This window comes from Chroococcidiopsis sp. SAG 2025 (assembly GCF_032860985.1).
Classification (GTDB): Bacteria; Cyanobacteriota; Cyanobacteriia; order Cyanobacteriales; family Chroococcidiopsidaceae; genus Chroococcidiopsis.
Genome location: NZ_JAOCNC010000001.1, coordinates 221,409 through 246,526 on the forward strand (window position 1 = coordinate 221,409; position 25,118 = coordinate 246,526).

Consider the following 25,118-nt stretch of genomic DNA (forward strand, 5'->3'; position numbering starts at 1 on the left):
GAGGAAGCAGAGGGGCTTCAGGAGCAGAAGGCGCTTCACCGCTCGCTGTAACACAAGAGCGCACCGCGCACCAACTTCTTCCCAACTACCAATTACCCACATCCCATAACATCCCCAATAGTTAGCTATGAACTGCTGTTTGCAGGTGAGCCATCACTTCTTCCATCGAGCGATCGCCATCTACTGAAACGAGTTGTTGGCGATTGCGGTAGAAATCAATTAAGGGCGAAGTTTCTTGGTGATAGACTTCCAAGCGACGGCGAATCACTTCTTCAGTGTCGTCAGCTCGTCCTTCTTTTTCTGCCCGTTTCAGCAACCGATCTACAACGATCGCTTCTGGTACTTCTAGATTCACCACTCGCGTAGAACCTTGGTTAAGCTTTTGCAGCAGTTCGTCTAAAAATACTGCTTGGCTGAGCTTGCGGGGAAACCCATCTAGAATCCATCCCGCTTGCGCGTCTGATTGCTGAAGGCGTTCGGCAACGAGATCGTTTACTAGTTGGTCGGGGACGAGTTCGCCTCGGTCGGCGTAGCCTTGAGCTTGAATTCCTAAAGGCGTGCGATCGCGCATAGCTTGGCGCAAAATATCACCAGTCGAGATATGGGGGATCTGCCAGGAATTGGCAAGGTGTTTTGCTTGCGTGCCTTTACCTGCTCCTGGCGGTCCCAAAAAAATCAATCGCGGCACTACTTCACCATTCCTTCATAACGCTGGGAAATCACATAGGTTTGAATCTGTTTTGCCGTGTCAATGGCCACACCAACCAGAATCAACAGCGAAGTTGCTCCTAATCCTTGAAAGGTCGGGACTCTGGTAGCACTTTCCACAGCTGTAGGAATAATTGCCACTGCGCCGAGAAAAACAGCTCCCAAAAATGTCAGTCGATTGAGCACCCGTTCGACGTATTCGCTCGTTGCTTTACCTGGTCTAATGCCTGGAATACTAGAACCCATCTTCTTCAAGTTCTGTGCCAAGTCAACCGGATTCACAATCAACGTGGAGTAGAAATAACTGAAGAAAACAATCATTACGAAGTACACTAGGGCGTAGAGCCAAGGTGTAGAACCGCCAGGACTGATCGCATTGGAGATGTTAATCACATATTCATTTTGGGTAAACCTAGCGAGTGAAGCTGGCAGAATTAGGACGGCAGAAGCAAAAATAATTGGCATTACACCGCCTTGATTCAACCGCAAAGGTAGATAGCTACTCCGCTCTAGATAAAGCTTGCGTCCTACTTGACGACGAGCTGAAATAATCGGAATGCGGCGCGTGCCTTCTTGGACGAAGACAATTCCGACAATCATGACTAAAAATACCAGCAACAGAACGATGACTCGTCCGATGGTTTCCCTGCCTCCAGTTTGTGCCAGAGTAATGGTATCGCCTAAGGATTTAGGTAGAGAAGCAACGATGTTGACAAAAATCAACAGCGATGCCCCATTACCGACACCGCGCTCCGTGATCAGTTCCGATGCCCACATGACAAACATCGAACCAGCTGTGAGTGCGATCGCGGTTTCAATCACGAATACTGGTCCTGGGTTAAGGGCAAACGGTCTGATCCAAATTGCTGCAATAAACGTACTTTGCAGAATTGCCCAGCCTAAAGCGACGTAGCGGGTGACTTGAGAAATTTGTCGTCTACCTGCCTCACCCTCATTTTTCTGTAAATTCTCTAAAGCTGGAATCGCAGCTGTCAGTAATTGGATTATGATTGAGGCATTAATGTAAGGCAATATTCCTAAGGCGAAAACCCCCAAAGTTGAAAGTCCGCCGCCGGAAAAGATGTCTAAAAAACCGATGACAGCACTATTATTTTGTACGCTTTGAGCGAACTGTTCGCGATTGATTCCTGGTACGGGTAAAAATACACCTAAGCGAGCCAAAATTAACATGCCAATAGTCACGAGCAACCGTCCTCTCAGTCCGGCTGCCTGTGCCATTTGCATGAAAGTTTCTTGAGCTGTTGGGGCTTTATCTCGACTAATCATAAACGGCTACCTTTCTACTGCCATAGGCATTTGCGTTAAATAACTTCAGTGAAAAACTTTGGCTACTTAACGACTTCACAACTCCCGCCAGCTGCTTCTATCTTGCTTTTAGCTGATGCTGTAAAAGCTGCCGCTTGTACCTTGAGAGCAACGTTTAATTCCCCATCTCCCAAAATTTTGAGCGAACCTTTAGCAACTTTAATTATTCCCGCCTCTTTTAACGAGGACAGAGTAACTTCCGTATCAGCAGGAAGTGAAGACAGCTTGCTTACATTAATCGTAATGTATTCTTTACGATTAATAATTGGAAAGCCTTTCAACTTAGGTAGACGGCGATACAAGGGCTGCTGACCGCCTTCAAATCCTGGTCTAGTGCCACCACCAGAACGGGCTTTTTGTCCGCGCATCCCTTTGCCAGCACTCGCGCCCTGTCCGGCAGAAACTCCTCGACCGAGACGACGAGCGCGTTTTTTTGAGCCTTTTTGGGGTCTAACGTCAGTTAGTCTCATAACTTTTTTGTTAGTTTGTCATTGGTCATTGGTTATTAGTCATTGGTCATTTGTTTGACGCATGACGATTAGACGATATAGAGCTTTTCTACTGGAATGCCGCGTTCTTCTGCGACTTCAGCAAAAGTGCGGAGTGTCGCAAGGGCATTAACGGCAGCTCTAGCATTATTCAGGGGGTTGTTGGAACCTAGCTGTTTGGCTAGAATATTCCGCACTCCTGCTAATTCCAGTACGGTTCTGACTGCACCCCCCGCAATTACACCCGTTCCAGGTGCGGCTGGACGCATTAAGACTTTTGCTCCGCCACCAGTGCCATTAGTTGGATGGGGAATGGAGTTAGATTTGGTTAATGGGACATCAATGAGATGTTTTTTGCCATCTGCTACGCCTTTTTTCACAGCGCCGATCACATCTCCAGCTTTACCTACTCCGATCCCAACTTGACCGCGCTCGTTACCGACAGCGACAATGGCACGGAAGCTGAGTTTTTTTCCTCCCTTGACGACCTTACTCACCCGCCGGATTTGAATCACCCGCTCTTGAAAAGTCGTTTCTTTTTCTTTAGTTCGATTAGCTTTGCGACGACCTGTTGCCATATTGAGTGCCTCTAAAAATGTTAATTGCTAATTGTTAATCGTTCATTGTTAATTGCCATCAACTATTAACTATTAACTATTAACAAATTAAAAATCTAACCCTGCTTCCCGTGCTGCGTCAGCTAGTGCTTTGACTCGACCGTGGTAGAGGTTTCCGCCTCGGTCAAAGACAACTTGTGATATGCCTTTAGCTTTAGCGCGTTGGGCAATTAATTTACCGACTTCCACTGATGCTTCGCACGTTCCTTTAGATTCGAGGGATTTTAAATCTGGGTCTAAAGTAGAAGCGGCTACCAAAGTATGATGTTGGGAATCGTCTATGACTTGAGCGTAGATATGCTGGTGAGAGCGAAACACTGCTAGGCGCGGGCGTTCCGTACTGCCTACGACAACTTTTCTGATCCGACGATGCCGTTTTTCCCTGGATTCTTGACGACTGAGCTTCATAATTACTTCTTACCTGCCTTACCAGCTTTACGTCTGACGGCTTCTCCGGCGTAGCGAACGCCTTTACCCTTGTAGGGTTCGGGCGGGCGCTTGTCGCGAATTTGAGCGGCGACGTTGCCAACTAATTCTTTGTCAAAGCCACTGACAATGACATTCGTGTTGTTTTCTACTGCGAGTTGGATGCCTTCGGGTGGCTCGATTTGCACGGGATGGCTGTAGCCAAGACTAAGGACTAAGTTGCGTCCTTGAACTTGCGCTCGGTAGCCTACCCCTTGAATTTCCAACCGCTTTTGGAATCCTTGCGAAACTCCATCCACCATATTTGCCACTAGGGTGCGGGATAAACCGTGGAGTTGTCGGGAGAGGCGAGATTCATCGTGCCGTTTGACTAAAATTGTGTCTCCTTCCTGTTCCACTGTAACGGCACTGGGAAGGACGCGAGCGAGTTCCCCTTTAGGACCTTTGACGGCGACGTGGGAGCCGTTAATGGTGACGGTAACTTTGCTGGGGATGTTAATGGGACGTTTGCCGATTCGAGACATGATTAACTCCTTGTTTGCCATTGGTCATTGGTCATTGGTCATTGGTGAATAGAAATGACAGATAACAAATGACAAGTGACGAATTTACCAGACGTAGCAGAGGACTTCGCCACCTAGACCTTGACGGCGGGCTTCGCGATCGGTCATGATGCCGTGCGAGGTGGAGATGATAGCAATGCCAATACCACCTAATACTCGCGGTAATTCTTTTCGATTGGAGTAAACTCGCAGTCCTGGTCTGCTAACTCTTTTAAGCGCAGTGACGATCGGCTGGCGATTTTTACCCTTGTACTTGAGGGTAACTACCAGATTACGTTTTACCCCTTCTTGCGCTTCTTCTTCAAACTGGGCGATAAAACCTTCTTCTTGTAAGACTCTGGCAAGGTTGCGAGTCATTTTGGTAGAAGGGATTTTTGTTGTCTGATGCCGCGCCATATTAGCATTGCGGATGCGCGTCAGCATATCAGCAATTGTGTCGTTAGCCGCCATCGTTTCCTCTTGTAGAATTTATTGATCTCGGAAGGGCATACCAAATGCTTTGAGTAAGGCACGACCTTCCTCGTCAGTATTGGCAGTAGTAATGATGGAAATATCCATGCCGCGAATTTGGTCGATACTGTCGTATTCGACTTCGGGGAAAATTAGCTGTTCTCTTACGCCAAGGGTGTAGTTACCGCGTCCGTCGAAGCTTTTGGGGCTGATGCCGCGAAAGTCACGAATCCGAGGTAAGGCAAGGTTGACAAAGCGATCGAGGAAAGCGTACATGCGATCGCCCCGCAGAGTTACCATAATGCCTACTGGCATCCCCTGACGAATTTTAAAGCCCGCGATCGCTTTTTTGGCTCGCGTGACTACGGGTTTTTGACCTGCGATCGTTGCCAGCTCAGTCAAAGACGATTCCATTGCTTTAGCATTTTGTGCTGCTTCACCTAAACCTCGGTTTATGGTGATTTTCACTAGCTTGGGGACTTGATGGACGTTTTTGTATTGAAATTGTTCCACCAATTGCGGCACAATTTTCTCTTGGTATATGCTTTTGAGTTTTGACGATGCCATAGTCTTTCCTTGTTTACCCTGGTCTTGGTCAGGGAATTATATTTGTCATTTGTCAATCACTCATCACTAATGACTAGTGACTAATGACCCATGACCAATTATTTGTCGATGATTTCGCCTGTTTTTTTCAACATTCGCACTTTTTTGCCTTCTTGGTTGAAGGTATAGCAAATTCGGCTAGCAACGTTTTGCTTAGGGGAATAGTGCATGACATTGGAACTGTGGATAGGAAATTCTAAGGTAACGATCCGACCCGATTCCCCTTCTTCTTTTGGCTTGACGTGCTTGGTTTTAACATTTACGCCTTTGATAATCACTTGGCTTTTTTCTGGAAGCGATCGGACAATTTCGCCGACTTTACCTTTATCTGCTCCAGAAATTACCTGTACCGTATCGCCAGTTTTGACGTGCATTTTGTGGCGAACTGGTTTATTTTCTTTTGCTCCTTTTCTCTTTGCCATTACAGCACCTCCGGCGCTAAAGAAACGATTTTGGTATAGTTTTTATCCCGCAGCTCTCTGGCTACAGGTCCAAATACCCGCGTTCCTCTGGGGTTGCCATCTTGGTTGATAATCACGGCAGCATTGTCATCAAAACGAATGCTCATGCCGCTATCACGTCGCAAACCTTTGCGGGTACGAACGATCACCGCTCGTACAACATCTGATTTTTTGACTCCCATATTGGGAATGGCATCTTTAACGACGGCGATAATTACGTCGCCGACATTTCCGTAACGACGATTACCAGCACCGAGGACGCGGATACACATTAATTTTCGCGCCCCACTATTGTCCGCGACGTTGAGATAGGTTTGGGGTTGAATCACTGTTGTTCTCCCGTTGTGGTAGTTACAGCAGCGATCGCGGTGGTGGGACTATCGAGAATCTCTATCACTTCCCAGCGTTTCGTACGGCTGAGAGGTCTAGTTTCGCGAATGCGGACGCGATCGCCCTCTTTACATTTATTCTCTTCGTCGTGAGCTTTGTAGCGCCGAGTACGCACGACAATTTTGGCGTACTTGGGGTGAGGAGAGCGGTTTTCTACCGCAACTACCACAGTCTTTTGCATTTTGTCGCTCACGACTAAGCCAATTCTTTCTTTGACTGCCATCGTTACTTACTCTTCTGTTGCGGGTTCAGCTTCATTCGTGTTTGCCAGTTGGCGTTCGCGTTCCACTGTTAGCAATTGCCCTAACCGATGTTTGGCGTGCTTGATTTGGTGCGGCTTTTCTAACTGGCGAGTTGCTTTTTGCAAGCGCAGGCTAAACAATTGCTTTTTAATAGCAATAATTTCTGTTGCTAACTGTTCGTCGGTTAATTCTCTAGCTTCTGAAATCTTAGGTAGGGGCATGACTTATACTTGCTCCTCCTCGCGCATAATGAACTTTGTTTGAATTGGTAGTTTGTGAGAAGCCAACCGCATTGCTTCGCGAGCAGTTGCTTCTGGTACGCCAGCGATTTCAAACAAAATTCGTCCTGGCTTAACTACAGCTACCCAAAACTCAGGCGAACCTTTACCCGAACCCATACGGGTTTCAGCCGGACGCATGGTAACTGGTTTATCGGGGAAAATCCGAATCCAAATCTTCCCACCACGACGGATATAGCGAGTCATGGCACGACGGCTTGCCTCAATTTGCCGAGAGGTAATCCAAGCTGGTTCTTGAGCCTGTAGGGCAAATTCACCAAAGTTGATGTTGCTACCTCTGGTGGCAAGTCCTTTCATTCGTCCGCGTTGTTGTTTGCGGAATTTTGTTCTTCTAGGGCTTAGCATGGTTTGTCATTCGTCATTTGTCGTTTGTCATTTGTCATTTGTCATTTGATGACGAATGACACTTAACCTTCGTTAGAACGGTCTTCAAACTGCTGCCGTCGGCGCTGCTGTTGACGGCGGCGGGGTTGATTGGTTCCAGGGGCAGGCTGTGGTTCTTGTCCAGGGATAATTTCTCCCTTAAACGCCCAAACCTTGATTCCTAAAATGCCGTAAATGGTTTTTGCGGTACAGTAGGCGTAGTCTATATCTGCCCGTAAGGTGTGTAATGGCACTCTGCCTTCGCGCGTCCATTCGGTACGAGCAATTTCTGCGCCGTTGAGCCGACCGCCAACTTGAACTCTAATCCCTTGAATGCCCGCTCTTTGAGCGCGTTGAATCGCTTGGCGTACTACGCGGCGGAAGGAAACGCGACGCTCTAACTGTTGCGCAATGTACTCGGCAATTAGAAAAGCATCGGCATCAACTTGGGCGACTTCGACAACGTTAATCCGAATTTGGCGTTGGCTGCCCAGAAGTTCTTGAAGTCCGTTACGCAAGGCTTCAATGCCAGCTCCACCACGACCGACGACTACACCAGGGCGAGCAGTGCGTAACTCTAGCTCGATTTGATCTGCTTTACGCTCGATCCGAACTTCAGCAATTCCAGCATTATTGGCAGCATAACGACCTAGCTTCTGCTCGATGTATTGCCGTAGTTTATAGTCTTCTTGGAGAATTTCAGGATATCGCTGTGGCTCGGCAAACCAACGAGAGTGGTGTTCTTTGGTAACGCCGAGGCGAAAACCGACTGGATGAATTTTTTGTCCCATGTTGAGTAGTGAGTAGTGGGTAGGGAGTATAAGTAGGAACGATGTTAATTGTTCGCTACTCCCTCCTTATTGAGCTGCTACGGCGATCGTGATGTGACAGGTCGGCTTGCGAATCTGATACGCTCGCCCTTGCGCTCTCGGACGGAAGCGCTTTAGCACTGGTCCTTGATCGGCATAGGCTTGAGTAATTTTTAGCTCGGATGGTTCTAATCCAGCGTTGTGTTCGGCATTAGCAACGGCAGAACGCAGCACTTTCAACACTGGCTCGCAGGCACGGTAAGGCATGAACTCTAGAATAATTAATGCTTCCCGATACGAGCGCCCCCGAATTTGATCGAGGACGCGCCGCACTTTAAAAGGAGACATGCGAATGTAACGGGCGATCGCTTTGATTTCTTGTGTATTAGTTGTGTTTGTAGCCATAACTTTCTCCATTTTTGTCATTCGTCATTTGTTATTTGTCATTAGCTAGAAACAAATGACAAATGACTACCTACCTGCTTTTTTGTCACTCTTGGCGTGACCGCGAAAGGTGCGGGTGGGAGCAAATTCACCTAATTTATGTCCTACCATTTGTTCGGAAACATAGATGGGAACGTGCTGTCTGCCGTTGTGAACTGCAATCGTGTGACCGACCATCTGTGGCAGAATTGTCGATGCTCGCGACCAAGTTTTGATGACCTGTTTTTCGCCTCGTGAATTCAGCTTTTCAATTTTGCTGAGTAGGCTATCGGCAATGAAAGGACCTTTTTTTAAAGAACGACCCATAGTTTTATGTGGTTGGTAATTGGTAGCTGGTAGTTGGTATTTGGTGAGTTAGGCAAAAGGCGAGAGGCAAATTTTGACTTTTGACTTCCCATTACCCATTACCCATTACCCAAATTTAGCTTTCGCGACCGCCACGTCCACGCTTGGAGGATTTACGACGGCGACGGACGATTAAAGCAGAACTTGGTTTTTTCCGCTTACGAGTCTTCATACCTAATGCTGGCTTACCCCAAGGGGTGACTGGACCCGATCTACCAATGGGCGCTCTACCTTCACCACCACCGTGCGGGTGATCGACGGGGTTCATAACGCTACCCCGAACGTGGGGCTTTTTACCTTTCCAACGGGTGCGACCAGCTTTTCCTGCGCTGAGGTTTCTCGCGTCGGTATTACCAACTTGTCCAATTGTGGCGTAGCATTCGCGACGAATCATGCGGACTTCGCCGGAAGGGAGCTTGAGGGTGACGTAATTACCTTCTTTGGCTACCACTTGGGCGCTAGCACCAGCAGCACGAACAATTTGTCCACCGCGTCCTGGTGTTAGTTCGACGTTGTGGACTGTCGTACCAAGGGGGATGTTAGCTAAAGGTAATGCATTACCGTCTTCAATAGGCGCATCCACTCCGGCTGTCACGACTGTTCCTACTTTCAAGCCGTTTGGCTGAAGAATGTAACGCTTTTCTCCATCTTGGTAATAAAGCAAGGCAATTCTAGCGTTCCGATTGGGATCGTATTCGATCGCTGCTACCTTAGCTGGAATGTTGCGCTTGTCACGTTTGAAATCGATGATGCGGTAGAGTCGCTTATGACCGCCACCGCGAAAACGGGAAGTGATGACACCGCGATTGTTCCGTCCTTTGGGATTGTGAACGTACTTTATCAGCGACTTTTCTGGTTCGCTTTTGGTAATTTCAGCAAAATCAGAAACAATTCGCTGGCGCGTGCTAGGGGTGTATGGTCTATAGGAACGAGTACCCATAATTTTTTTCCTTAGTCATTTTTCCTTAGTCATTTTTCCTTAGTCATTTGTCATTTATGGCAATCAACGAATGACGAATAACGGATGACCAGCTTAAACATCTGGGAAGAGAACTTGTCTGATCTTGTCTTCATCCCCAGGTGCTACGGTAACGATCGCTCGCTTATACTGGGGTTTAAAGCCAACAAACCTACCTACCCGCTTTTTTCTTCGAGGTTTGAGCAGGGTGTTGACTTGTACGACTTTAACTTCAAATAAGTCTTCGATCGCGGCTTTAATTTGCGGTTTGCTAGCTTGAGGAGTCACGTCAAATGTATATTTGTTCTGCTCCATTAACCGCGTGGCTTTTTCAGTCAAAATTGGACGGCGGACGATATCTGGTAACTGCCGGGGGTCGATCTTAAGCACTGTAGACCTCCTGAATCATATTAAGGGCGGATGATGTAGCGACAATCTTGTCAGCGTTGAGGATGTCATAAACGTTTAATTCATCGGCTGAAATTAAAGTCAGCTTGGCAATATTACGGGCTGACAAGTAAACGTTTTCTGTTTCTTCAGCGACAATTAATAAGACTTTCGTGCCTGGTTCTATTCCCCAGCGCGCGATCGCGGCTGTCATTTCTTTTGTTTTTGGTTGCGAGATCTGCTCGGCAAAGTCTTCTACGACGACCATATCATCAGCTCTACTTGCAAAAGCCGTGCGCAATGCCAGCAATTCCTCTTTGCGGTTCATTTTCAAGTTGTACGTTCTCGGCTTGGGTCCGAAGGTGACACCACCACCACGCCAGAGGGGCGATCGGATCGAACCAGCACGAGCGCGTCCCGTGCCTTTTTGTCTCCAAGGTTTGCGACCGCCACCTCGAACTTCCGCACGGGTTTTGGTGTTGGCAGTTCCTTGACGGGCATTTGTTAATTGTTTAACTAAGGCGCGGTGAACGACATGAGAAGCGCTTGTTTCTTTTGCCACTTTTAATTCAAGCGTCGCCTGTCCGACTGCTTCACCTTGCCAATTTTTGACTACGCACTCAACCATTTTGGGTTTTACCTTTTCAATTGATTTTGGATTTGGGATTGGTCATTGGTAGCTGGTAATTGGTAGTTGCAGGTTGCCTATTACCCATTACCCATTACTACCCATTACCCATTACCAAATTTCTTCGTAGGTACGATGTTGAGCAAAGCACCTGGCTTACCTGGAACTGCTCCTTTAATCAGCAATAGATTGCGTTCTGCATCTACCCGCACGACAGTCAATTTGCGAATCGTGACTTGCGAGCCACCTAAACGCCCTGCCATCCGCTTACCTGGGTAGACGCGACCAGGAGTCGTACCAGCTCCAATAGATCCAGGGAGACGGTGATTTTTGGAACCGTGCGACATGGGACCGCGACCGAAATTATGTCGCTTTTGATAACCAGCAAAACCGCGACCGATGCTATTGCCGCTGACATCGACAATTTGTCCTGAATTAAATATATCTGCTGTAATTTGCTGCCCTAGCGTGTATTCACTTGTATTATCGAGGCGATACTCGTGCAGATGACGTAAAGCAGGAGCAGATGATTTTGCTAAATGACCCAATTCTGGCTTGCTCAGTGCTTTGGGTTTTACTTCTTTAAATCCGACTTGAATGGCGGTGTAGCCGTCAGTTTGTTTAGTTTTTATCTGGGTTACAACACATGGACCCGCTTGAACGACAGTAACGGGAATAGCCTTTCCTGTCTCGTCAAACACCTGGGTCATGCCCAGTTTAGTGCCAAGAATACCAATGGACACGGGAATTGTTTCTCCTATTTAACTCAGTTGCATCGGAACCGGATTGCAAAGGTGGGATTCGGTTCTTACTATCTCTGCTGCCAGTATCTGTCCAGCCCGTTTACCTTCAAAAGGTTTTCAGGTTGGAGTAGCGAGCAATCGGCTTAATTGGTTTAAACCCACTTCATCGCTGTAACTCGCAAAACACTCTACTGCGAAGCAGTTGCCAATGGCGAGAGAATTTGCTCTAGCACTGTCTAGCTTGAGTAGGACTTAAGTAGCAAGCTACTTAGTATCCATTCCTAAGAACCTGAATAGTTCTCTAGGTTTAGCTTCTCTGAGATTTCGTCAACCCACGTTCTCAGAATCCAAAGAAGCACTAGTAAGGCAATTCAACTGCCTCACACGCCAGACTGCCACTCACGAGCTAAAAAATGTAGTCAGACACTCAGAAACAAATAAATTGCTTGCCTCTTAGAGGATCTCATCCTCTTCCCGAAGGACTCCAGCAAGCTGTCAAAAACAATTAATGAGTTTTGTCTAGCTACCTTGTTTGGTCACGATCTAACAGTTTAAACTATGCGATCGTAAATGACAACTGTTGATGGGATTTTTTTCGAGGGAAGAAGACAAGGGGAACAATTCGCAATTCGTAACCCGCCCCTACTACTGACTTGGGTACGGGCAGGTTTTGAGCGTAGATCGATCGCCTGACTGTGAATCTGCTTGCTAAACCCGCCCCTACTACTGATAACTGGCAACTGAATATTAAGATAAGAATGGAATTAAACAACAATACTTAACGATGCCACTCTTTACTACTGGTAGCAAATTAATTCGCGACTTAGAAAAGCACGGGGCGCTAGGCGTTTACGCTCCGCTAGAAGGTGGGTTTGAAGGTCGTTATCGTCGCCGCTTGCGTGCTACTGGCTATACAACTCTGAATATTACTGCTAGGGGGCTAGGAGACGTATCGGCTTATCTAACTGGAATTCATGGCGTGCGTCCGCCACATCTGGGTAAGAAGAGTGTAGGTCAAGGGGCAGCAGTGGGATATGTGTATTACCTGCCACCAATAGTCGGCTACAACTTGGAACAACTCCCACCCAAGTCTAAAGGGTTAGTACTGTGGATTATTGAAGGACACATTCTCTCGAATCAAGAAATTGAATTTTTGGTCAATTTGCCTAACCTAGATCCGCGAGTAAAAATAGTCCTAGAAAGAGGAGGAGAGCGCTATTTTCGCTGGCAACCACTGAAAGATACTCTCGCACCCAACTACCAAGCCGGATAAATACTCATTCGCAGTCAAGGAAAAAATTGGCAACAAATAATAGAAATTAATTGAGGACATATTCTTTTTTATCAGTTGCACATTAGCATAGAAGTGTGACTGAGATTGACAACGCCTTACGCTCATTAAAGGAAGGTCACTGGTTCAAATTGATTTGCGGAGCCAGCTACCAGCATCTACCTGCGGTAAGAAATCTTAGCTTAGCGTATACTCTGGCTGGTGCTGATTGCATTGATGTGGCAGCAGACCCATCTGTAATTGCGTCAGCGCAAGCCGCGATTGGGGTGGCAAGTACGTTAATGGAAGAAGCTCGACAGCGTGGCTTTGGCAGTCGAGGAAAGTTGCCTTGGTTGATGGTAAGCCTCAACGATGGCGAAGACCCACATTTTCGCAAAGCAGAGTTTAATGCGGTTGAGTGTCCTTCACAATGCGATCGCCCTTGCGAACGAGTTTGTCCTGCACAAGCGATTGTGTTTCATCCCCCCAGGGACGATTATTCTAAAGTTGTCTCTTCCGGAGTTATATCGGAAAGTTGTTACGGCTGCGGGCGGTGTTTGCCTGTTTGTCCGCCGCAAATTATTTACACTCGCTCTTATGTATCGACACCAGGAGCGATCGCGCCGCTCGTACTTGCAACTGGTGTTGATGCGGTAGAAATTCATACCCAGGTGGGTAGAACAGCAGAATTTAAGCGTTTATGGTTAAGTATAGCTCCCTGGATCGAGCGCTTGAAACTTGTGGCAATTAGCTGTCCTGATGGCGATGGGTTAATAGAATATCTCCACAGCCTGCATCGTCTAATTTCTCCCCTTAAGTGTCCGATAATTTGGCAAACTGACGGGCGACCGATGAGCGGTGATATTGGTGACGGTATGACCTTAGCCGCCGTGAAATTAGGTCAAAAAGTCTTGGCGGCTGGCTTACCTGGATACGTTCAACTTGCAGGTGGAACGAACAGCTATACCGTTGCCAAGTTAGAAGCGATGGGATTGTTAAGGAAAAGTCAAAAGTCAAAAGTCAAAAGTCAAAACAGTTACGACTTACGACTTACGACTTACGACTTTCCGACTCCCGACTCCCGCATTTCAGGAATAGCTTACGGCAGTTATGCCCGCGTTTTACTGTCGCCGATTTTACATCAATTAGAACAAATGGAGGTAAATCCAGCCAATGACAGAGCGATCGCCCGCTTGGAAAACGTACCGGAATTACTATGGCAAGCAGTAGAACTTGCCTATTCGCTGGTATCTCAACTGAAGTCTATGGAGTTGCCATAGAACAAAATTGCTAAACCTTCTCGCTATTGTTGACTGAATAGCTCTAGCCAGCATGACAAAAACAGACGATCTCCAGAAGTTGTTAGATATTTTGCCACTAGACATTAAAAATGTTTTAGAGCAACACCCACAACGGGACAGCTTAATTGAAGTGGTGATGGATTTAGGTCGTCGCCCAGAAGCTCGTTTTCCCGATCGCGCCGAGTACCTTGCTGAGTCTGGCATTTCCCACGATCAAATTAGATATAGCATACAGCGCGTGGGACATTTTGGTGGTGATAATCGGGCGGGACTGGCGCAAACTCTGCACCGGATTAGTGCGATTAGGAACCGTGCTGGCGATATTATCGGTTTAACCTGTCGTGTCGGACGAGCTGTCTTTGGCACGATTGGTATGATCCACGATTTAGTAGAAACCGGACAGTCAATTCTACTGTTAGGTCGTCCTGGGGTGGGTAAAACCACAGCTTTGCGAGAAATTGCCAGAGTGTTAGCCGATGACTTAAATAAGCGTGTTGTCATTATCGATACTTCAAACGAAATTGCAGGGGATGGAGATGTTCCTCATCCAGCCATTGGACGGGCGCGACGAATGCAAGTATCGCGTCCAGAATTTCAGCATCAAGTGATGATTGAGGCAGTAGAAAATCACATGCCAGAAGTCATCGTGATTGATGAAATTGGTACGGAGTTGGAAGCTCTAGCGGCTCGTACCATTGCCGAACGGGGCGTACAACTGGTAGGAACGGCGCATGGCAATCAGATTGAAAATTTGATCAAGAACCCGACTCTATCAGATTTAGTGGGTGGTATCCAGTCTGTCACTTTAGGCGATGATGAAGCCAGACGGCGGCGGACGCAGAAAACTGTTTTAGAACGTAAAGCTCCACCAACGTTTGAAATTGCCGTGGAAATGCTGGAAAGACAACGCTGGACGATCCATGAAAGCGTTGCTGATACCGTCGATGCTTTGCTGAGAGGACGCATACCAAATCCACAACTTAGAACTGTCGATGCAGATGGTAAAGTCACTATTGTACGGCAGTCACCCACGCCACTTCGGGGAGTAGGGAAAGATGGTTTTGGGCGGGGCTACGAGGTAGGACCCAGGCAAGAGGAAGAATCGAAACTATCGCCGACTATGACTGTAGGTGGGTGGCGTTCGACTGGACGAATGATCCCACTCGCTGCCGTACCAGAACCAGCCACGCGAGAACAAGAGTTCGAGCGCTTATTGGATGAATCTCTGGCTCGAAGCGATCGCTTTAACAGCGATTTGGCAGTGAATGCGGGTCCGAATGGGGAAGATTTACCCTTGCATATTTATCCCTACGGTGTGAGTCGCCACCAGTTAGAGCAAGCAATCCAAGTGCTGAGTTTACCCGTGGTACTGACGAAAGATATTGACAGTGCCGATGCAATTTTAGCTTTGCGATCGCACGTCAAAAATCAGTCTAAGTTACGTCATGTCGCTAAGGCGCGTCACGTCCCAATCCACACGCTCAAGTCAAATACTATTCCACAAATTATCCGCACGTTGCGGCGGTTGTTGGATATGGACGAGCCAGTCGTACCGGACGAACGGGAACTGAGTTTATTCATCCAAAATGGCAGCGAGGACGAACTCGATGCTTTAGAAGAGGCTCGGTTAGCGGTAGAACAAATTGTGATTCCTAAGGGACAGCCAGTGGAATTACTACCCCGTTCGGCAAAGGTGCGGAAGATGCAGCACGAATTGGTAGAACACTATCGTTTGAAATCGGATAGCTTCGGTGACGAACCCAATCGGCGTTTGCGGATTTATCCGGCATAGTGCTTTCCTAGTTGAAATACAAAGTTAATTTCTATCCGCCTTAAATTGAGGGCGGATTTTTGTCTCGTGCAAAGGCGCAAAGACGCGAAGAAGAACACAAAGAAAAGCTCTTTTTCCAGCAATAGATTTTAGGTTCGCATAATTACCTTCTACCTGGGAAGATACAGATGAGTGGTCTTTAACTAGTACAGGATCGACTCCTTTAGCGATCTTCTTCGCGTCTTTGCGCCTTTGCGCGACACCAAACCTCGATCGCCGCTCGCCAAGTCCTCTTGCACCCATACTCAGGTAGATATGACACAGCGAAGGAACGTTGCTATCTTAATTTTTGATGAGGTAGAGATTTTGGACTTTTGCGGTCCCTACGAAGTCTTTGGAGTGACGGGAAAACGCAATAGCTCTGAGCCTTTCAACGTCTACACGGTAGCAGAGGAACGCCGACCAATAATCGCTCGGAATCAGTTGAGTATCAATCCACAGTACACTTTACTTGACTGCCCGCGATCGCATATCTTACTCGTACCTGGTGGCTTTGGCACGCGGCGAGCAATGCACAATTCAGCTTTGATTGACTGGATTAAAGAACGTTCTCAACAAGCAGAGTTATTGCTTTCCGTCTGTACGGGTGCGTTACTTTTGGCTAAAGCTGGTTTGCTGGAAGGACTTACAGCTACTACCCATCATGGCGCGATCGATTTACTCAAGCAGGTTGCACCCAATACACAAGTTCAACCAGATAAAAGGTTTGTAGACAACGGCAGCATAATTTTATCGGCTGGAATCTCATCAGGGATTGATATGTCGTTGTATGTAGTCGCTAGGCTTTTGGGAGAACAACAAGCGCGAGAGACTGCGAAGTATATGGAATATGACTGGCAGCTAAGTGGAAAGATAGAAAATTATCTGGAATAGCCGTAAAAGTTCTTGACACAATAGCAGTACTAACTGCTATTATGGTTAAGGCTAACAAACGATGGGGCGTAGCCAAGCGGTAAGGCAGCGGGTTTTGGTCCCGCCATCCCTAGGTTCGAATCCTAGCGCCCCAGTTTTACTCGTTAAATTCAAAGGCTTTCTGTGAGGGTGAGCTGGGGAGGCTGAGGAAGCTGGGGGAGAAAGAGTAGATCACTCTCTTAACCTAAGTTAACTAATACTTTTGTGTGGAGATTTTCTGTTATTGAAGGGCTAGATCGAGTAAGCTTTCCCTTGGAATTTCATAATTGGGAAAAATGAATGTAAACGCTCCCACGATTTTAGCTCTGGATTTTGATGGCGTAATTTGTGACGGCTTACCAGAATATTTCGCTACGGCTTGGCGAACGTACTGCAAAATTTGGTTACCATCTTCTCGAATCCCACCTGAAAATTTAACATCGCAATTCGATTGCTTGCGTCCGGTAATTGAGACGGGTTGGGAAATGCCAGTGTTGATTAGAGCTTTGTTATCTGGGGTAACAGAAGCAGAAATATGGCAAAATTGGACTGCGATCGCGCAAAAATTCTTGCAACAAGATAACTTAACTGCTGCTGAGGTCGGTAAGCAATTAGATACAATTCGAGATGAATGGATTTCTACCGATCTCGATAGTTGGTTGGACTTACATCGGTTTTATCCTGGGGTTTTGGAAAGATTGTACTCATTGATTGATAGTCCGGTTAAACCGCTAATTATTACGACTAAAGAAGGGCGTTTTGTCGAGCAACTTTTGCAGCGGCAAGGTATACAATTACCCAGTCAGTCGGTTTTAGGCAAAGAAATCAAGCGTCCAAAATATCAAATTATCAGAGAGTTAATTGCGATCGCCACTCAAACACCAGTTCTTTTGTGGTTTGTGGAAGACAGACTCAAGACTTTGCAACTCGTGCAACAGCAAGCAGACTTGGAAGATGTGAGGCTTTTTCTAGCTGATTGGGGATACAATACCGCAGCCGAGAGAAAACTAGCGCAGCAAAATCCCCGTATCCATTTGCTATCGCTAGCTCAGTTTGCTGAAGATTTTTCAGCTTGGAGCTAAATTGTCAAATATCAAGCGAATAGAATTCGCGGAACTACACGAACCAAGTCCGCCTGCGCGGACTTATGGAAGATTTTGAATATTTATCATCAAAAACTCACAAAAAATAAAAATTGAATATAAGCTGAGAGCTAATAGCCGAAAGCTAAAAGCTAACTATGCTCGATCTGACAAAAGTAGCAAAGGCGATGCAAGGCATCAGCCAACATTTAAGCACGGAAGTAGCTGCAAGTCGCCAACGGTTAGAGTTGGCGCAAGATCTCATGACAGCAGCTTACAAAAATCAAGCAGAATTGATGCAGCGACAAAAACAGTGGCGCGATCGCATTTTATTCAGCACCGCTGTACCAATGGAACCGCTTAACACCTGCATCGATCTACCAGTACCACCTAAAACTCATACCGTTCTCGCCACGGATGGCTCGCAGATTGCTCCCAATCACCACGAAATCGCTTATTGTTATCTACTCAATATTGGTCGGGTAGTCTTGCACTACGGACAAAATCGCCAACCTTTACTCGATAGCTTACCAGAAGTATTCTACCGTCCCGAAGATTTATATATTTCGCGTCAATGGGGTATCCGCACTGAAGAATGGATGGGTTATCGTCGCACCGCTTCTGAAGCTACCGTGTTGGCTGAGTTGGCTGCTGCTGTGGTAGGGAGTCGGGAGTCGGGGAAGAGAGCAGGGGAAGCAGGGGGAGCTGAGGAAGTTGAGGAGGCTGAGGGAGCAACTACCAACTACCAACTACCAACTACCAACTACCAATCTAAAATCCAAAATCCAAAATCTAAAATTTCCCAACTCCCGACTCCCGACTCCCGACTCCCGACACTAGCTATGGTGGATGGATCGTTAATCTATTGGTTTTTAGAACAATTGCCTTTAGAAGCACGCGATCGCATTTTGCCACCAATTTTGACGGCTTGGGAACAGCTTAAAGCCTTGGGTATTCCCATCATGGGTTATCTCAGCGCTTCTCGTAGTATGGAAAGCTTGAATTTTTTACGTTTGCAAGCTTGCATTCATGAAGTACCGGACTGCGCTAGTTTTTGTCCGAATCAAATTGAAAAAGTTCCTTGTCAGGTTCTCGAACCATTGCGGGATGCAGCGCTGTGGTCAATTCAATTACAGCCAGGACAAAGGAGTACTTTGTGGCGTAGTTCTGCCCGGATTTTAGAATTATACGGCGATTGTGCGATCTATTTCTGTTACATACATGTCGGTACGGAAATTGCACGGGTAGAAGTTCCCGCTTGGGTAGCTGAGGATGAAACATTATTGAATCAATCTTTGGGATTGATGTTAGCTCAAGTACAGAAGGGTTATGGATATCCTGTTGTATTAGCAGAAGCGCACAATCAAGCGGTTGTGAGGGGAGGCGATCGCGCTCGTTTTTTTGCGATGCTAGAACAACAAATGATCAAAGCAGGCTTGAGAAATGTGGGAATTTCCTATAAGGAAGCTCGAAAGCGCGGCAGTATTGCTTAATATCTATCATTAATAGGTTAACTTCTATGACTGAGTTACGCGAACAAGCGATCGCCCGATTAACAACTCTACTTGCTGACGAGCAATACGATCGACTTTTAAATTAATTCGCATATAGGGTATAACAAATTACTATTTCAGTTGTGGCGATCGCGCTGATTTTTTGCCATGCTATAACAGCAAACAAAGTAAAGTAAAGCTCACTGTAGATCGTCTCGATTGAAATTTATGACATCACGAGATGAAGCTACTGAATTGTGTAGCGTTGGATCGATGTAGTTAAGCCTAGATAAGCAAGGATTTGAGACAATGACAACAAAGCCAGTTACTTTCATTACAGGTGCAAATAAAGGAATTGGAAATGAAGTTGCACGACAGCTTGCCCAGCATGACTTCACTGTTTTGATTGGTACCCGTAACGTACAACGTGGAGAAGCAGCAGCAGAAAAACTACGTGCTGAAGGATTTGACGTTCATTTTGTACCAATTGATATCAATGATGAATCGTCAATTAAAGATGCTGCTGAAACTGTAGCTAAACAGTGAAAACAAGTTACTGTGCTGATTAATAATGCTGCTGTCAATTATGATTTCTCACCAGCAACTCGACCATCTACGCTGAGTGTAGATGTTCTCAAAGACACTTTTCTCACGAATGTTTTTGGTGCATTTGCAACAATTCACCATTTTCTACCGTTACTCAAGCAAGCTGGAACAGCACAAATCCTTAAACCACAAATCATAAATGTTTCGTCAACGCTTGGTTCCCTGACTTCTCTCAGTGACCCAGAACATTATTACTACGGAGTTAATACCGTTGCTTACAACTCTTCCAAATCGGCACTTAATGCTATAACTGTTGCCTTGGCAAAAGATTTAGTAGAGGACAAAATTAGCGTCAATTCTATTTGTCCTGGTTGGGTAAAAACTGATATGGGTACAGATGATGCACCGCGTACTGTCGAACAAGGAGCATCAATTATAGTCAAACTTGTATAGTCAAACTTGCTACGATGGAGAATCCACCGACGGGTAAATTTCTCGACGATGATGGAGAAATTTTGTGGTAGCTTCTTCTGTCATAAATTCTAAGAGTATTGACATTTAAAAATGAAGCACTTGGATCGAATTTCTGTATCAAATTGATAAGATATCGATCGAATGCTTTACTTGCGCGATCGCAATATTGAATAATAAATTACGAATTGCCCGTTCCGAATTAGAGCTTCGTATTATTTGCTCTAAACGTAACTCTTTGTACTTGTCCTAACTGCCCTAAAAGTTTAGCTTCTTCCTGATTATATGTAACTAATACTCCACCTGCATTACCAACTTCGAGTTTCAGTTGTTCGTTAGCTACCCATTTACGCTGCGTTCCTGGGGATAACTCTCCTTCAAACTCTTTCTTTCCGTCAGCAGTTACCCGTATCCAAGATTTGTCTTTTACAGTTATACCAACTTCAACTGGCTTGGTTTGCTTCTTGAGGTTAGCAACTGGTTTGACTTTAGCTGGTGCTTTACGCTTAGCGACATTAGCAACGGGTAATGGAGGCTGTGACTGAGTATTTTGACCGATTTGAAAGTCAGAATTACTCAAAGTTTGAGATAAAATACTGACCGCACCAATAATTAAAAGAATGTATATAGCGTAGAGATGGGAAGTCTGTAATTGAGCTGGAGGTAGGCTAACTCCTACTGGTTTCAAACTCTGCCGATAATCTTCTAAAGGAAAAGAATTTGCTAATTCCGTACCATCTAAATCTAAAGTCTCGGCATATTGCTTAATAAAACCTCGAATATAAACTGGCTCAGGTAATTTATCGATATTACCCGCTTCGATCGCCCGTAAAAAACTTTGACGAATGCGCGTGGCTGATTCGATTTGCTCCAAAGATATTTGTTTGTCTTCTCGCCTACGACGCAGAGCAGCACCTATCTGCTCTAACTTCTCGGCTCTTTGCTGTTCGAGCGTTTGAACAATTGGTTCTTGTGGTTGTGGTTGTTGTTTCCACCGCTTCATAGACTTATCGGTTGCACTTCTTGACAGCACCTTACACCTGCACCCTTGTTGTAGATTTGAGTTGATTTTGTAGTTGATTTTGTAAATAATGAATCTCGCGTTCTTCGAGCGGACGATAGCGACCCGGAGGCAAAGCCGCGCCTACAGTTGGTTCTAGTTGAATCGAACTGATCGCAGTCCGATGTAACTGGAGCGTGGGATAACCTAATTTTTCTGTCATGTGCCGAATCTGTCGATTTCTGCCTTCCCATAAAATGAATTCCAACCACGTTCGATTGGCATCGCGAGACAACACGCGCACTTGTGCCGATCTGGTCTTTCTCCCCTCTAAAACAACTCCCTGTCGCCATTGTTTTAACACTGATTCCGGCGGATGTCCCGCAACCACAACCTGATATGTCTTGGAGATGTCGTGCCGCGGGTGGGTGAGAGCAAATGTCAAGCTTCCATCATTTGTCAGTAGCAATGCGCCTGTTGATTCTGCATCCAACCGTCCGACAGGATGAATACCCTGACCTTGACGTAGATTAGTTGGCAACAGTTGCATCACTGTAGGTCTACCTTGAGGATCGTCACAAGTTGTAACTACACCAGTTGGTTTGTTGAGCAATAAATAGGTTGGCTGGGGACGATGAGGCGATCGCAGTAGCTGTCCATCAACTTCGATCGTATCCTGAATTGGATTGGCTTTTTGTCCCAGTTCTACCACAGCACCGTTGCAGCGTACGCGACCGAGCTTAATCATCTCTTCCGCTTGCCGTCTCGAAGCTATTCCCCACTGAGAAAGAATTTTTTGTACCCGTTCCTCCATTTGTCGATCCTTAGACTCAGGTAATACCAATATATACGCTGAGAATTCGGAATTCGGAATTCGGAATTCGGAATTAATTTTGAATTTTGAATTTTGAGTTGCTCCTTCAGCTCCCTACTCCTTACTCCCTGCTCGTGCGCTCGTGCGCTCCCTGACCGCTGATAACCGAACAAATATTAACTACACTAATTTGAGCAACTGTTACACTTACATATTTCCCTTGAATCCGAACAACTTAGAGCAAGACAAGACCGCTAAGCATCGCCTAATCAGTAAAGTGCTGTCTCCGGCACTATGGCTGTTTGTCCGATCGCAAGTCGAGCAAGTATCCCATTTAGAGGTACAAATCGCCAGCAGCGATCGACAAATCCTTTCTGGTAGTATTCCCCGCCTATCTATCTCTGGCGATCGCATTGTTTATAAAGGTTTACATTTTGCAAAAATCCGCCTAATGGGGGAGGGAATGCAGACAAATTTACGCCAAGTGATGAGAGGACAGCCGCTACAACTGTTAGAACCTATGGTTGTCTCTGGGGAAGCAATGCTACAGGAAACAGATCTCAATGCTTCCCTGAAGTCGGATTTATTGTCTAGCGCTTTAACAGAGTTACTATCAAAATTAGCTCCTAACAACAATGCCGTGCGAGGACAAATTGACTGGACAAAAATCGCGATCGCCCCAGGAAGCTTGTTATTGCAGGGTAATGTAGTTAATTCTAGCCACACTACACCTATTACTCTCAGGTGCGGCTTGCAGCTTTCTAGCGATCGCAAATTGCTTCTAACTCAAACCCAACTCCAAATTTCTAACTCATGGGAAGAGTTAGAAAACTATGTTATGGATTTAGGTTCTCACGTCAATTTAAAAGAACTAACTTTAGAACCAGGACAGATTGTCTGTCGTGGTAGTATTACCGTCATGCCTTAATTAGTTATCTGCGATCGATTACCAATTACCGATTACCAATTACCACTCAATCTAATAACGGCAACAACAAAGTGACGAAATAGTAAACTAATGGAGCGGTAAAAACGTAACTATCGGCGCGATCGAGGATACCCCCGTGACCTGGAATCAATTGTCCTGAGTCTTTGACACCAGCATCGCGTTTCATCATGGATTCCGTGAGATCGCCTAATAAGCTGGTAATTCCAATTAACAACCCCAAAGTTATACCCGTCCAAGGCGAACCAGCCCAATGAAGATACCAGCTGCCGATCGCGGCTACAGTTATGCTACCAGCAATTCCAAATACAGAACCTTCCACAGTTTTCTTGGGACTAATATCAGAAAGGCGAGTACGTCCAAAAAATTTACCAATAGTATAAGCTCCAATATCAGCTGCCCAAATACACAAGAAAGCTAGGAGAGTGACTGTCAAACCTTGCGGTAAAGCGGCAAAATTTCCTTGCTTGATGAGATTAATAGTAGATAGATCTGGTAAGTATCCATCGAATGGAATATTGCTGACAGCAGGATTGCCAAGCGATCGCAATCTAATCCAATAACTCGGTAAATAACCGCAATAAAATAGTCCTAAAATAGAAGTAGAAATATCAGCGATCGAGGCTAATTTCGGTAAAAATAGGAGATAGAAACAAATAAACGTTCCTGCTACTGGCATCACGGCATCAGCTAAGTTGGAAGAAACCGTAGAGATCGCCAGCAAAGCTAAACTGACGACTATTGTTGTTTTCGCAGCAGGTGCAATTCCCTTGGCTCGGACTAATTCAAAATATTCCAGTTGACCCAAATAAACGATCGCCATAAACATAAAGGTAAAATACCACCCTCCTAAGACGCTGGCAGTTAGGGCAAGAGCGATCGCGATAATTCCACTAATAATTCGAGACCAAGGCATAGAGCAATTTTGGATTTAGGATTTGGAACTTTCGATTACAGACTTTGACTTCAATCCAAAATCTAAAATCTAAAATCGGATGGGATTAGTCTAGCTTTTCTCCACTCAAAATAAAAATAGGATCGACAGCAGCAAAGGTTTGCTGATTACCTTTTTGCTCTAAGCGATTGACAGATGATTGGACGACATCGATATTTCTAGCATGTAACTCAGCTAAACCTTGAGAAATAGCGTATAAACTTTCCAAATTACCAGCCGTGGTAACGACTCTACCTTGTAGCGGCAGATATTGCCAAACAGCTTTGAGAATATCTTTGATAGGACGACCACCTTCAATACAAACTCGGTGCGGAGCTTGAGGTAAATTTGGTAAGCATTCTGGGGCGCTAGCTTCTACGACTTCAACATTTTTCACATTAAAGCGATCGCAGTTGCGACGGATCAAGCTAGCAACTTCGTCATCTCGCTCGACAGCAATAATCTGGGCTTTCGGACACAACAAGCCAATTTCAACCGGAATTGTCCCTGTTCCTGCGCCAATATCCCACACCAAGGAGTTTGGTTGTAACCGCAGTTGAGAAATCAGCAATAACCGAATTTCCCGCTTACTCAAGGGAATTCCTGGCAAGCGCTCGAATAAATCGTCAGGGATACCTGGTGTAATATAGGGCCAGAGTTGGGAAGGCATAGAAATTAGATGAATGACATCAGCTTGCCCCAGCAGCAAAGGAAAGCTCTCAACAATAAGAACTTAACATCACTCGCACTTTTATACATAAAGTAAAGTGAGGAGTAAGGAGTGAGTGGTGATGAGAGAAGTTCTATACTTCTTACCTCTTTCGCTTGTCTGTTGTTAAGTCGTGAGGAGTAAGCAGGCGAAAACGGCTAGCGAAGATTGGGAAATCTTGTGGTTAACGAAAGGATACAACAGGTTAAGCTAACAAATGTCAACTTTGAGTTAGTGTCAGTTTACACCAGAGGCAAGATGACAATTTGGGTTAACGAGCAGATCGATCCGTCTGGAATGATACACGCCTGCATTGCTTGCTGTGACGAAACGCAGGCGCAAGCTTGTCACGAATCCTACCAACAAAATTTGACCGAAACTCAAAAAGCATCTGGTTGGGAAGCCAGACTGCGAACGGTAGAATCGTGGGACGACGTGCCAGTTAATGCTTTGAAATTGGACTAACGAGAGTCAGTTATCAGTTGTCAGTTATCAGGGAGTAGTGAGAAGTGGTAATGGGTAATTGGTAATGGGTAGTTGGTAGTTGCACAAGAATCACACCTGCTTCCCTGTCTCC

The 25,118-nt window shown here is 45.9% G+C and carries 33 protein-coding genes, 1 tRNA gene and 1 pseudogene; 10 read left to right on the forward strand and 25 right to left on the reverse strand.

The features are described 5' to 3' along the window. Positions 1-121: 121 nt before the first annotated feature. From N4J56_RS01030 to N4J56_RS01130, 21 genes are all read right to left on the reverse strand, one after another. On the reverse strand, positions 122-688 hold the full coding sequence (locus N4J56_RS01030; RefSeq protein WP_015152283.1) for an adenylate kinase: 567 nt from the start codon (positions 686-688) through the stop codon (positions 122-124). Further along, positions 688-1,995: a preprotein translocase subunit SecY gene (gene secY, locus N4J56_RS01035; RefSeq protein WP_015152284.1), complete on the reverse strand. Its 1,308-nt coding sequence runs from the start codon at positions 1,993-1,995 to the stop codon at positions 688-690. Before secY ends, N4J56_RS01030 begins: the two co-directional genes overlap by 1 nt. 62 nt (positions 1,996-2,057) lie before the next feature. Next, positions 2,058-2,504, reverse strand: coding sequence for a 50S ribosomal protein L15 (rplO, locus tag N4J56_RS01040; protein WP_317104748.1), 447 nt, complete (start codon positions 2,502-2,504; stop codon positions 2,058-2,060). Positions 2,505-2,572: 68 nt separating this feature from the next. Continuing rightward, complete coding sequence (gene rpsE, locus N4J56_RS01045) at positions 2,573-3,100, reverse strand: 30S ribosomal protein S5 (protein WP_015152286.1); 528 nt, start codon at positions 3,098-3,100, stop codon at positions 2,573-2,575. 87 nt (positions 3,101-3,187) lie between these two features. After that, the gene (gene rplR / locus N4J56_RS01050) at positions 3,188-3,547 is read right to left on the reverse strand and encodes a 50S ribosomal protein L18 (protein ID WP_015152287.1); all 360 of its coding nucleotides are present in this window, start codon (positions 3,545-3,547) and stop codon (positions 3,188-3,190) included. Positions 3,548-3,549: 2 nt separating this feature from the next. After that, positions 3,550-4,089, reverse strand: a complete 540-nt coding sequence (rplF, locus tag N4J56_RS01055; protein WP_317110552.1) for a 50S ribosomal protein L6 — start codon at positions 4,087-4,089, stop codon at positions 3,550-3,552. An 84-nt stretch (positions 4,090-4,173) separates the two neighbouring features. Continuing rightward, positions 4,174-4,578 carry a 30S ribosomal protein S8 gene (rpsH, locus tag N4J56_RS01060; RefSeq protein ID WP_317104749.1) on the reverse strand — a complete coding sequence of 135 codons (405 nt, stop codon included), beginning with the start codon at positions 4,576-4,578 and terminating at the stop codon, positions 4,174-4,176. 18 nt (positions 4,579-4,596) lie between these two features. Then, a complete protein-coding gene (rplE, locus tag N4J56_RS01065) occupies positions 4,597-5,145 on the reverse strand; it encodes a 50S ribosomal protein L5 (protein ID WP_015152290.1) in 549 nt (182 codons plus the stop codon). A gap of 98 nt (positions 5,146-5,243) precedes the next feature. Next, positions 5,244-5,606 (reverse strand): 50S ribosomal protein L24, encoded by a 363-nt coding sequence (gene rplX / locus N4J56_RS01070; protein WP_317104750.1) that lies wholly within the window; start codon positions 5,604-5,606, stop codon positions 5,244-5,246. Further along, complete coding sequence (gene rplN, locus N4J56_RS01075; protein WP_015152292.1) at positions 5,606-5,974, reverse strand: 50S ribosomal protein L14; 369 nt, start codon at positions 5,972-5,974, stop codon at positions 5,606-5,608. The genes rplX and rplN overlap by 1 nt, the downstream gene beginning before the upstream one ends. After that, positions 5,971-6,258 (reverse strand): 30S ribosomal protein S17, encoded by a 288-nt coding sequence (gene rpsQ / locus N4J56_RS01080; RefSeq protein ID WP_015152293.1) that lies wholly within the window; start codon positions 6,256-6,258, stop codon positions 5,971-5,973. The genes rplN and rpsQ overlap by 4 nt, the downstream gene beginning before the upstream one ends. Before the next feature lie 6 nt (positions 6,259-6,264). Next, positions 6,265-6,498, reverse strand: a complete 234-nt coding sequence (rpmC, locus tag N4J56_RS01085) for a 50S ribosomal protein L29 (RefSeq protein ID WP_015152294.1) — start codon at positions 6,496-6,498, stop codon at positions 6,265-6,267. Between the two features lie 3 nt (positions 6,499-6,501). Further along, positions 6,502-6,921 (reverse strand): 50S ribosomal protein L16, encoded by a 420-nt coding sequence (gene rplP, locus N4J56_RS01090; protein ID WP_015152295.1) that lies wholly within the window; start codon positions 6,919-6,921, stop codon positions 6,502-6,504. Positions 6,922-6,983: 62 nt separating this feature from the next. After that, positions 6,984-7,730 (reverse strand): 30S ribosomal protein S3, encoded by a 747-nt coding sequence (rpsC, locus tag N4J56_RS01095; protein WP_317104751.1) that lies wholly within the window; start codon positions 7,728-7,730, stop codon positions 6,984-6,986. A 66-nt stretch (positions 7,731-7,796) separates the two neighbouring features. After that, positions 7,797-8,153, reverse strand: coding sequence for a 50S ribosomal protein L22 (rplV, locus tag N4J56_RS01100; protein WP_015152297.1), 357 nt, complete (start codon positions 8,151-8,153; stop codon positions 7,797-7,799). A 66-nt stretch (positions 8,154-8,219) separates the two neighbouring features. Next, positions 8,220-8,498: a 30S ribosomal protein S19 gene (rpsS, locus tag N4J56_RS01105; protein ID WP_015152298.1), complete on the reverse strand. Its 279-nt coding sequence runs from the start codon at positions 8,496-8,498 to the stop codon at positions 8,220-8,222. A gap of 115 nt (positions 8,499-8,613) precedes the next feature. Further along, positions 8,614-9,477 carry a 50S ribosomal protein L2 gene (gene rplB / locus N4J56_RS01110; protein WP_317104752.1) on the reverse strand — a complete coding sequence of 288 codons (864 nt, stop codon included), beginning with the start codon at positions 9,475-9,477 and terminating at the stop codon, positions 8,614-8,616. Positions 9,478-9,570: 93 nt separating this feature from the next. Beyond that, complete coding sequence (locus tag N4J56_RS01115; RefSeq protein WP_015152300.1) at positions 9,571-9,885, reverse strand: 50S ribosomal protein L23; 315 nt, start codon at positions 9,883-9,885, stop codon at positions 9,571-9,573. Then, positions 9,878-10,510 (reverse strand): 50S ribosomal protein L4, encoded by a 633-nt coding sequence (gene rplD, locus N4J56_RS01120; protein ID WP_317104753.1) that lies wholly within the window; start codon positions 10,508-10,510, stop codon positions 9,878-9,880. The genes N4J56_RS01115 and rplD overlap by 8 nt, the downstream gene beginning before the upstream one ends. A gap of 104 nt (positions 10,511-10,614) precedes the next feature. Next, the gene (rplC, locus tag N4J56_RS01125; RefSeq protein ID WP_317104754.1) at positions 10,615-11,253 is read right to left on the reverse strand and encodes a 50S ribosomal protein L3; all 639 of its coding nucleotides are present in this window, start codon (positions 11,251-11,253) and stop codon (positions 10,615-10,617) included. A gap of 556 nt (positions 11,254-11,809) precedes the next feature. Beyond that, positions 11,810-12,028: a hypothetical protein gene (locus N4J56_RS01130; protein ID WP_317104755.1), complete on the reverse strand. Its 219-nt coding sequence runs from the start codon at positions 12,026-12,028 to the stop codon at positions 11,810-11,812. Positions 12,029-12,037: 9 nt separating this feature from the next. Between N4J56_RS01130 and N4J56_RS01135 the strand changes: the two genes are divergently transcribed. The 8 genes and pseudogenes from N4J56_RS01135 to N4J56_RS01170 all read left to right on the forward strand — a co-directional run bounded on the left by N4J56_RS01135 (position 12,038) and on the right by N4J56_RS01170 (position 20,120). Further along, positions 12,038-12,526, forward strand: a complete 489-nt coding sequence (locus tag N4J56_RS01135; RefSeq protein ID WP_317104756.1) for an NAD(P)H-quinone oxidoreductase subunit N — start codon at positions 12,038-12,040, stop codon at positions 12,524-12,526. Between the two features lie 95 nt (positions 12,527-12,621). After that, complete coding sequence (gene ldpA / locus N4J56_RS01140; protein WP_317104757.1) at positions 12,622-13,803, forward strand: circadian clock protein LdpA; 1,182 nt, start codon at positions 12,622-12,624, stop codon at positions 13,801-13,803. A gap of 52 nt (positions 13,804-13,855) precedes the next feature. Further along, a complete protein-coding gene (locus N4J56_RS01145; protein ID WP_317104758.1) occupies positions 13,856-15,616 on the forward strand; it encodes a R3H domain-containing nucleic acid-binding protein in 1,761 nt (586 codons plus the stop codon). A gap of 294 nt (positions 15,617-15,910) precedes the next feature. After that, positions 15,911-16,528 (forward strand): DJ-1/PfpI family protein, encoded by a 618-nt coding sequence (locus tag N4J56_RS01150; protein WP_317104759.1) that lies wholly within the window; start codon positions 15,911-15,913, stop codon positions 16,526-16,528. Between the two features lie 62 nt (positions 16,529-16,590). After that, a tRNA-Gln gene (locus N4J56_RS01155) sits at positions 16,591-16,662 on the forward strand. 180 nt (positions 16,663-16,842) lie between these two features. After that, positions 16,843-17,628, forward strand: a complete 786-nt coding sequence (locus N4J56_RS01160) for an HAD family hydrolase (protein ID WP_317104760.1) — start codon at positions 16,843-16,845, stop codon at positions 17,626-17,628. A 158-nt stretch (positions 17,629-17,786) separates the two neighbouring features. Beyond that, positions 17,787-19,121 (forward strand): DNA double-strand break repair nuclease NurA, encoded by a 1,335-nt coding sequence (locus N4J56_RS01165; RefSeq protein WP_317104761.1) that lies wholly within the window; start codon positions 17,787-17,789, stop codon positions 19,119-19,121. A 309-nt stretch (positions 19,122-19,430) separates the two neighbouring features. Then, positions 19,431-20,120 (forward strand): annotated as a pseudogene (locus tag N4J56_RS01170) (SDR family NAD(P)-dependent oxidoreductase). Between the two features lie 220 nt (positions 20,121-20,340). Here the strand turns inward: N4J56_RS01170 and N4J56_RS01175 are convergent. Together N4J56_RS01175 and N4J56_RS01180 are read right to left on the reverse strand one after the other, a co-directional pair. Continuing rightward, the gene (locus tag N4J56_RS01175) at positions 20,341-21,141 is read right to left on the reverse strand and encodes a helix-turn-helix domain-containing protein (RefSeq protein WP_317104762.1); all 801 of its coding nucleotides are present in this window, start codon (positions 21,139-21,141) and stop codon (positions 20,341-20,343) included. 31 nt (positions 21,142-21,172) lie between these two features. Next, positions 21,173-21,952, reverse strand: a complete 780-nt coding sequence (locus tag N4J56_RS01180; protein WP_317104763.1) for a pseudouridine synthase — start codon at positions 21,950-21,952, stop codon at positions 21,173-21,175. 220 nt (positions 21,953-22,172) lie between these two features. Here N4J56_RS01180 and N4J56_RS01185 point away from each other — a divergent pair, with 220 nt between their 5' ends. Beyond that, positions 22,173-22,880, forward strand: a complete 708-nt coding sequence (locus tag N4J56_RS01185) for a DUF2993 domain-containing protein (protein WP_317104764.1) — start codon at positions 22,173-22,175, stop codon at positions 22,878-22,880. Positions 22,881-22,926: 46 nt separating this feature from the next. On the opposite strand, the gene N4J56_RS01190 is transcribed toward N4J56_RS01185, so the two are convergent. Both N4J56_RS01190 and cbiT read right to left on the reverse strand, forming a co-directional pair. Then, on the reverse strand, positions 22,927-23,814 hold the full coding sequence (locus tag N4J56_RS01190; protein ID WP_317104765.1) for a phosphatidate cytidylyltransferase: 888 nt from the start codon (positions 23,812-23,814) through the stop codon (positions 22,927-22,929). A gap of 85 nt (positions 23,815-23,899) precedes the next feature. Beyond that, a complete protein-coding gene (gene cbiT / locus N4J56_RS01195) occupies positions 23,900-24,502 on the reverse strand; it encodes a precorrin-6Y C5,15-methyltransferase subunit CbiT (RefSeq protein ID WP_317104766.1) in 603 nt (200 codons plus the stop codon). A 297-nt stretch (positions 24,503-24,799) separates the two neighbouring features. On the opposite strand from cbiT, the gene N4J56_RS01200 reads away from it, so the two are divergent. Then, on the forward strand, positions 24,800-25,006 hold the full coding sequence (locus N4J56_RS01200) for a glycogen debranching protein (RefSeq protein ID WP_410500398.1): 207 nt from the start codon (positions 24,800-24,802) through the stop codon (positions 25,004-25,006). Positions 25,007-25,118 lie beyond the last annotated feature (112 nt).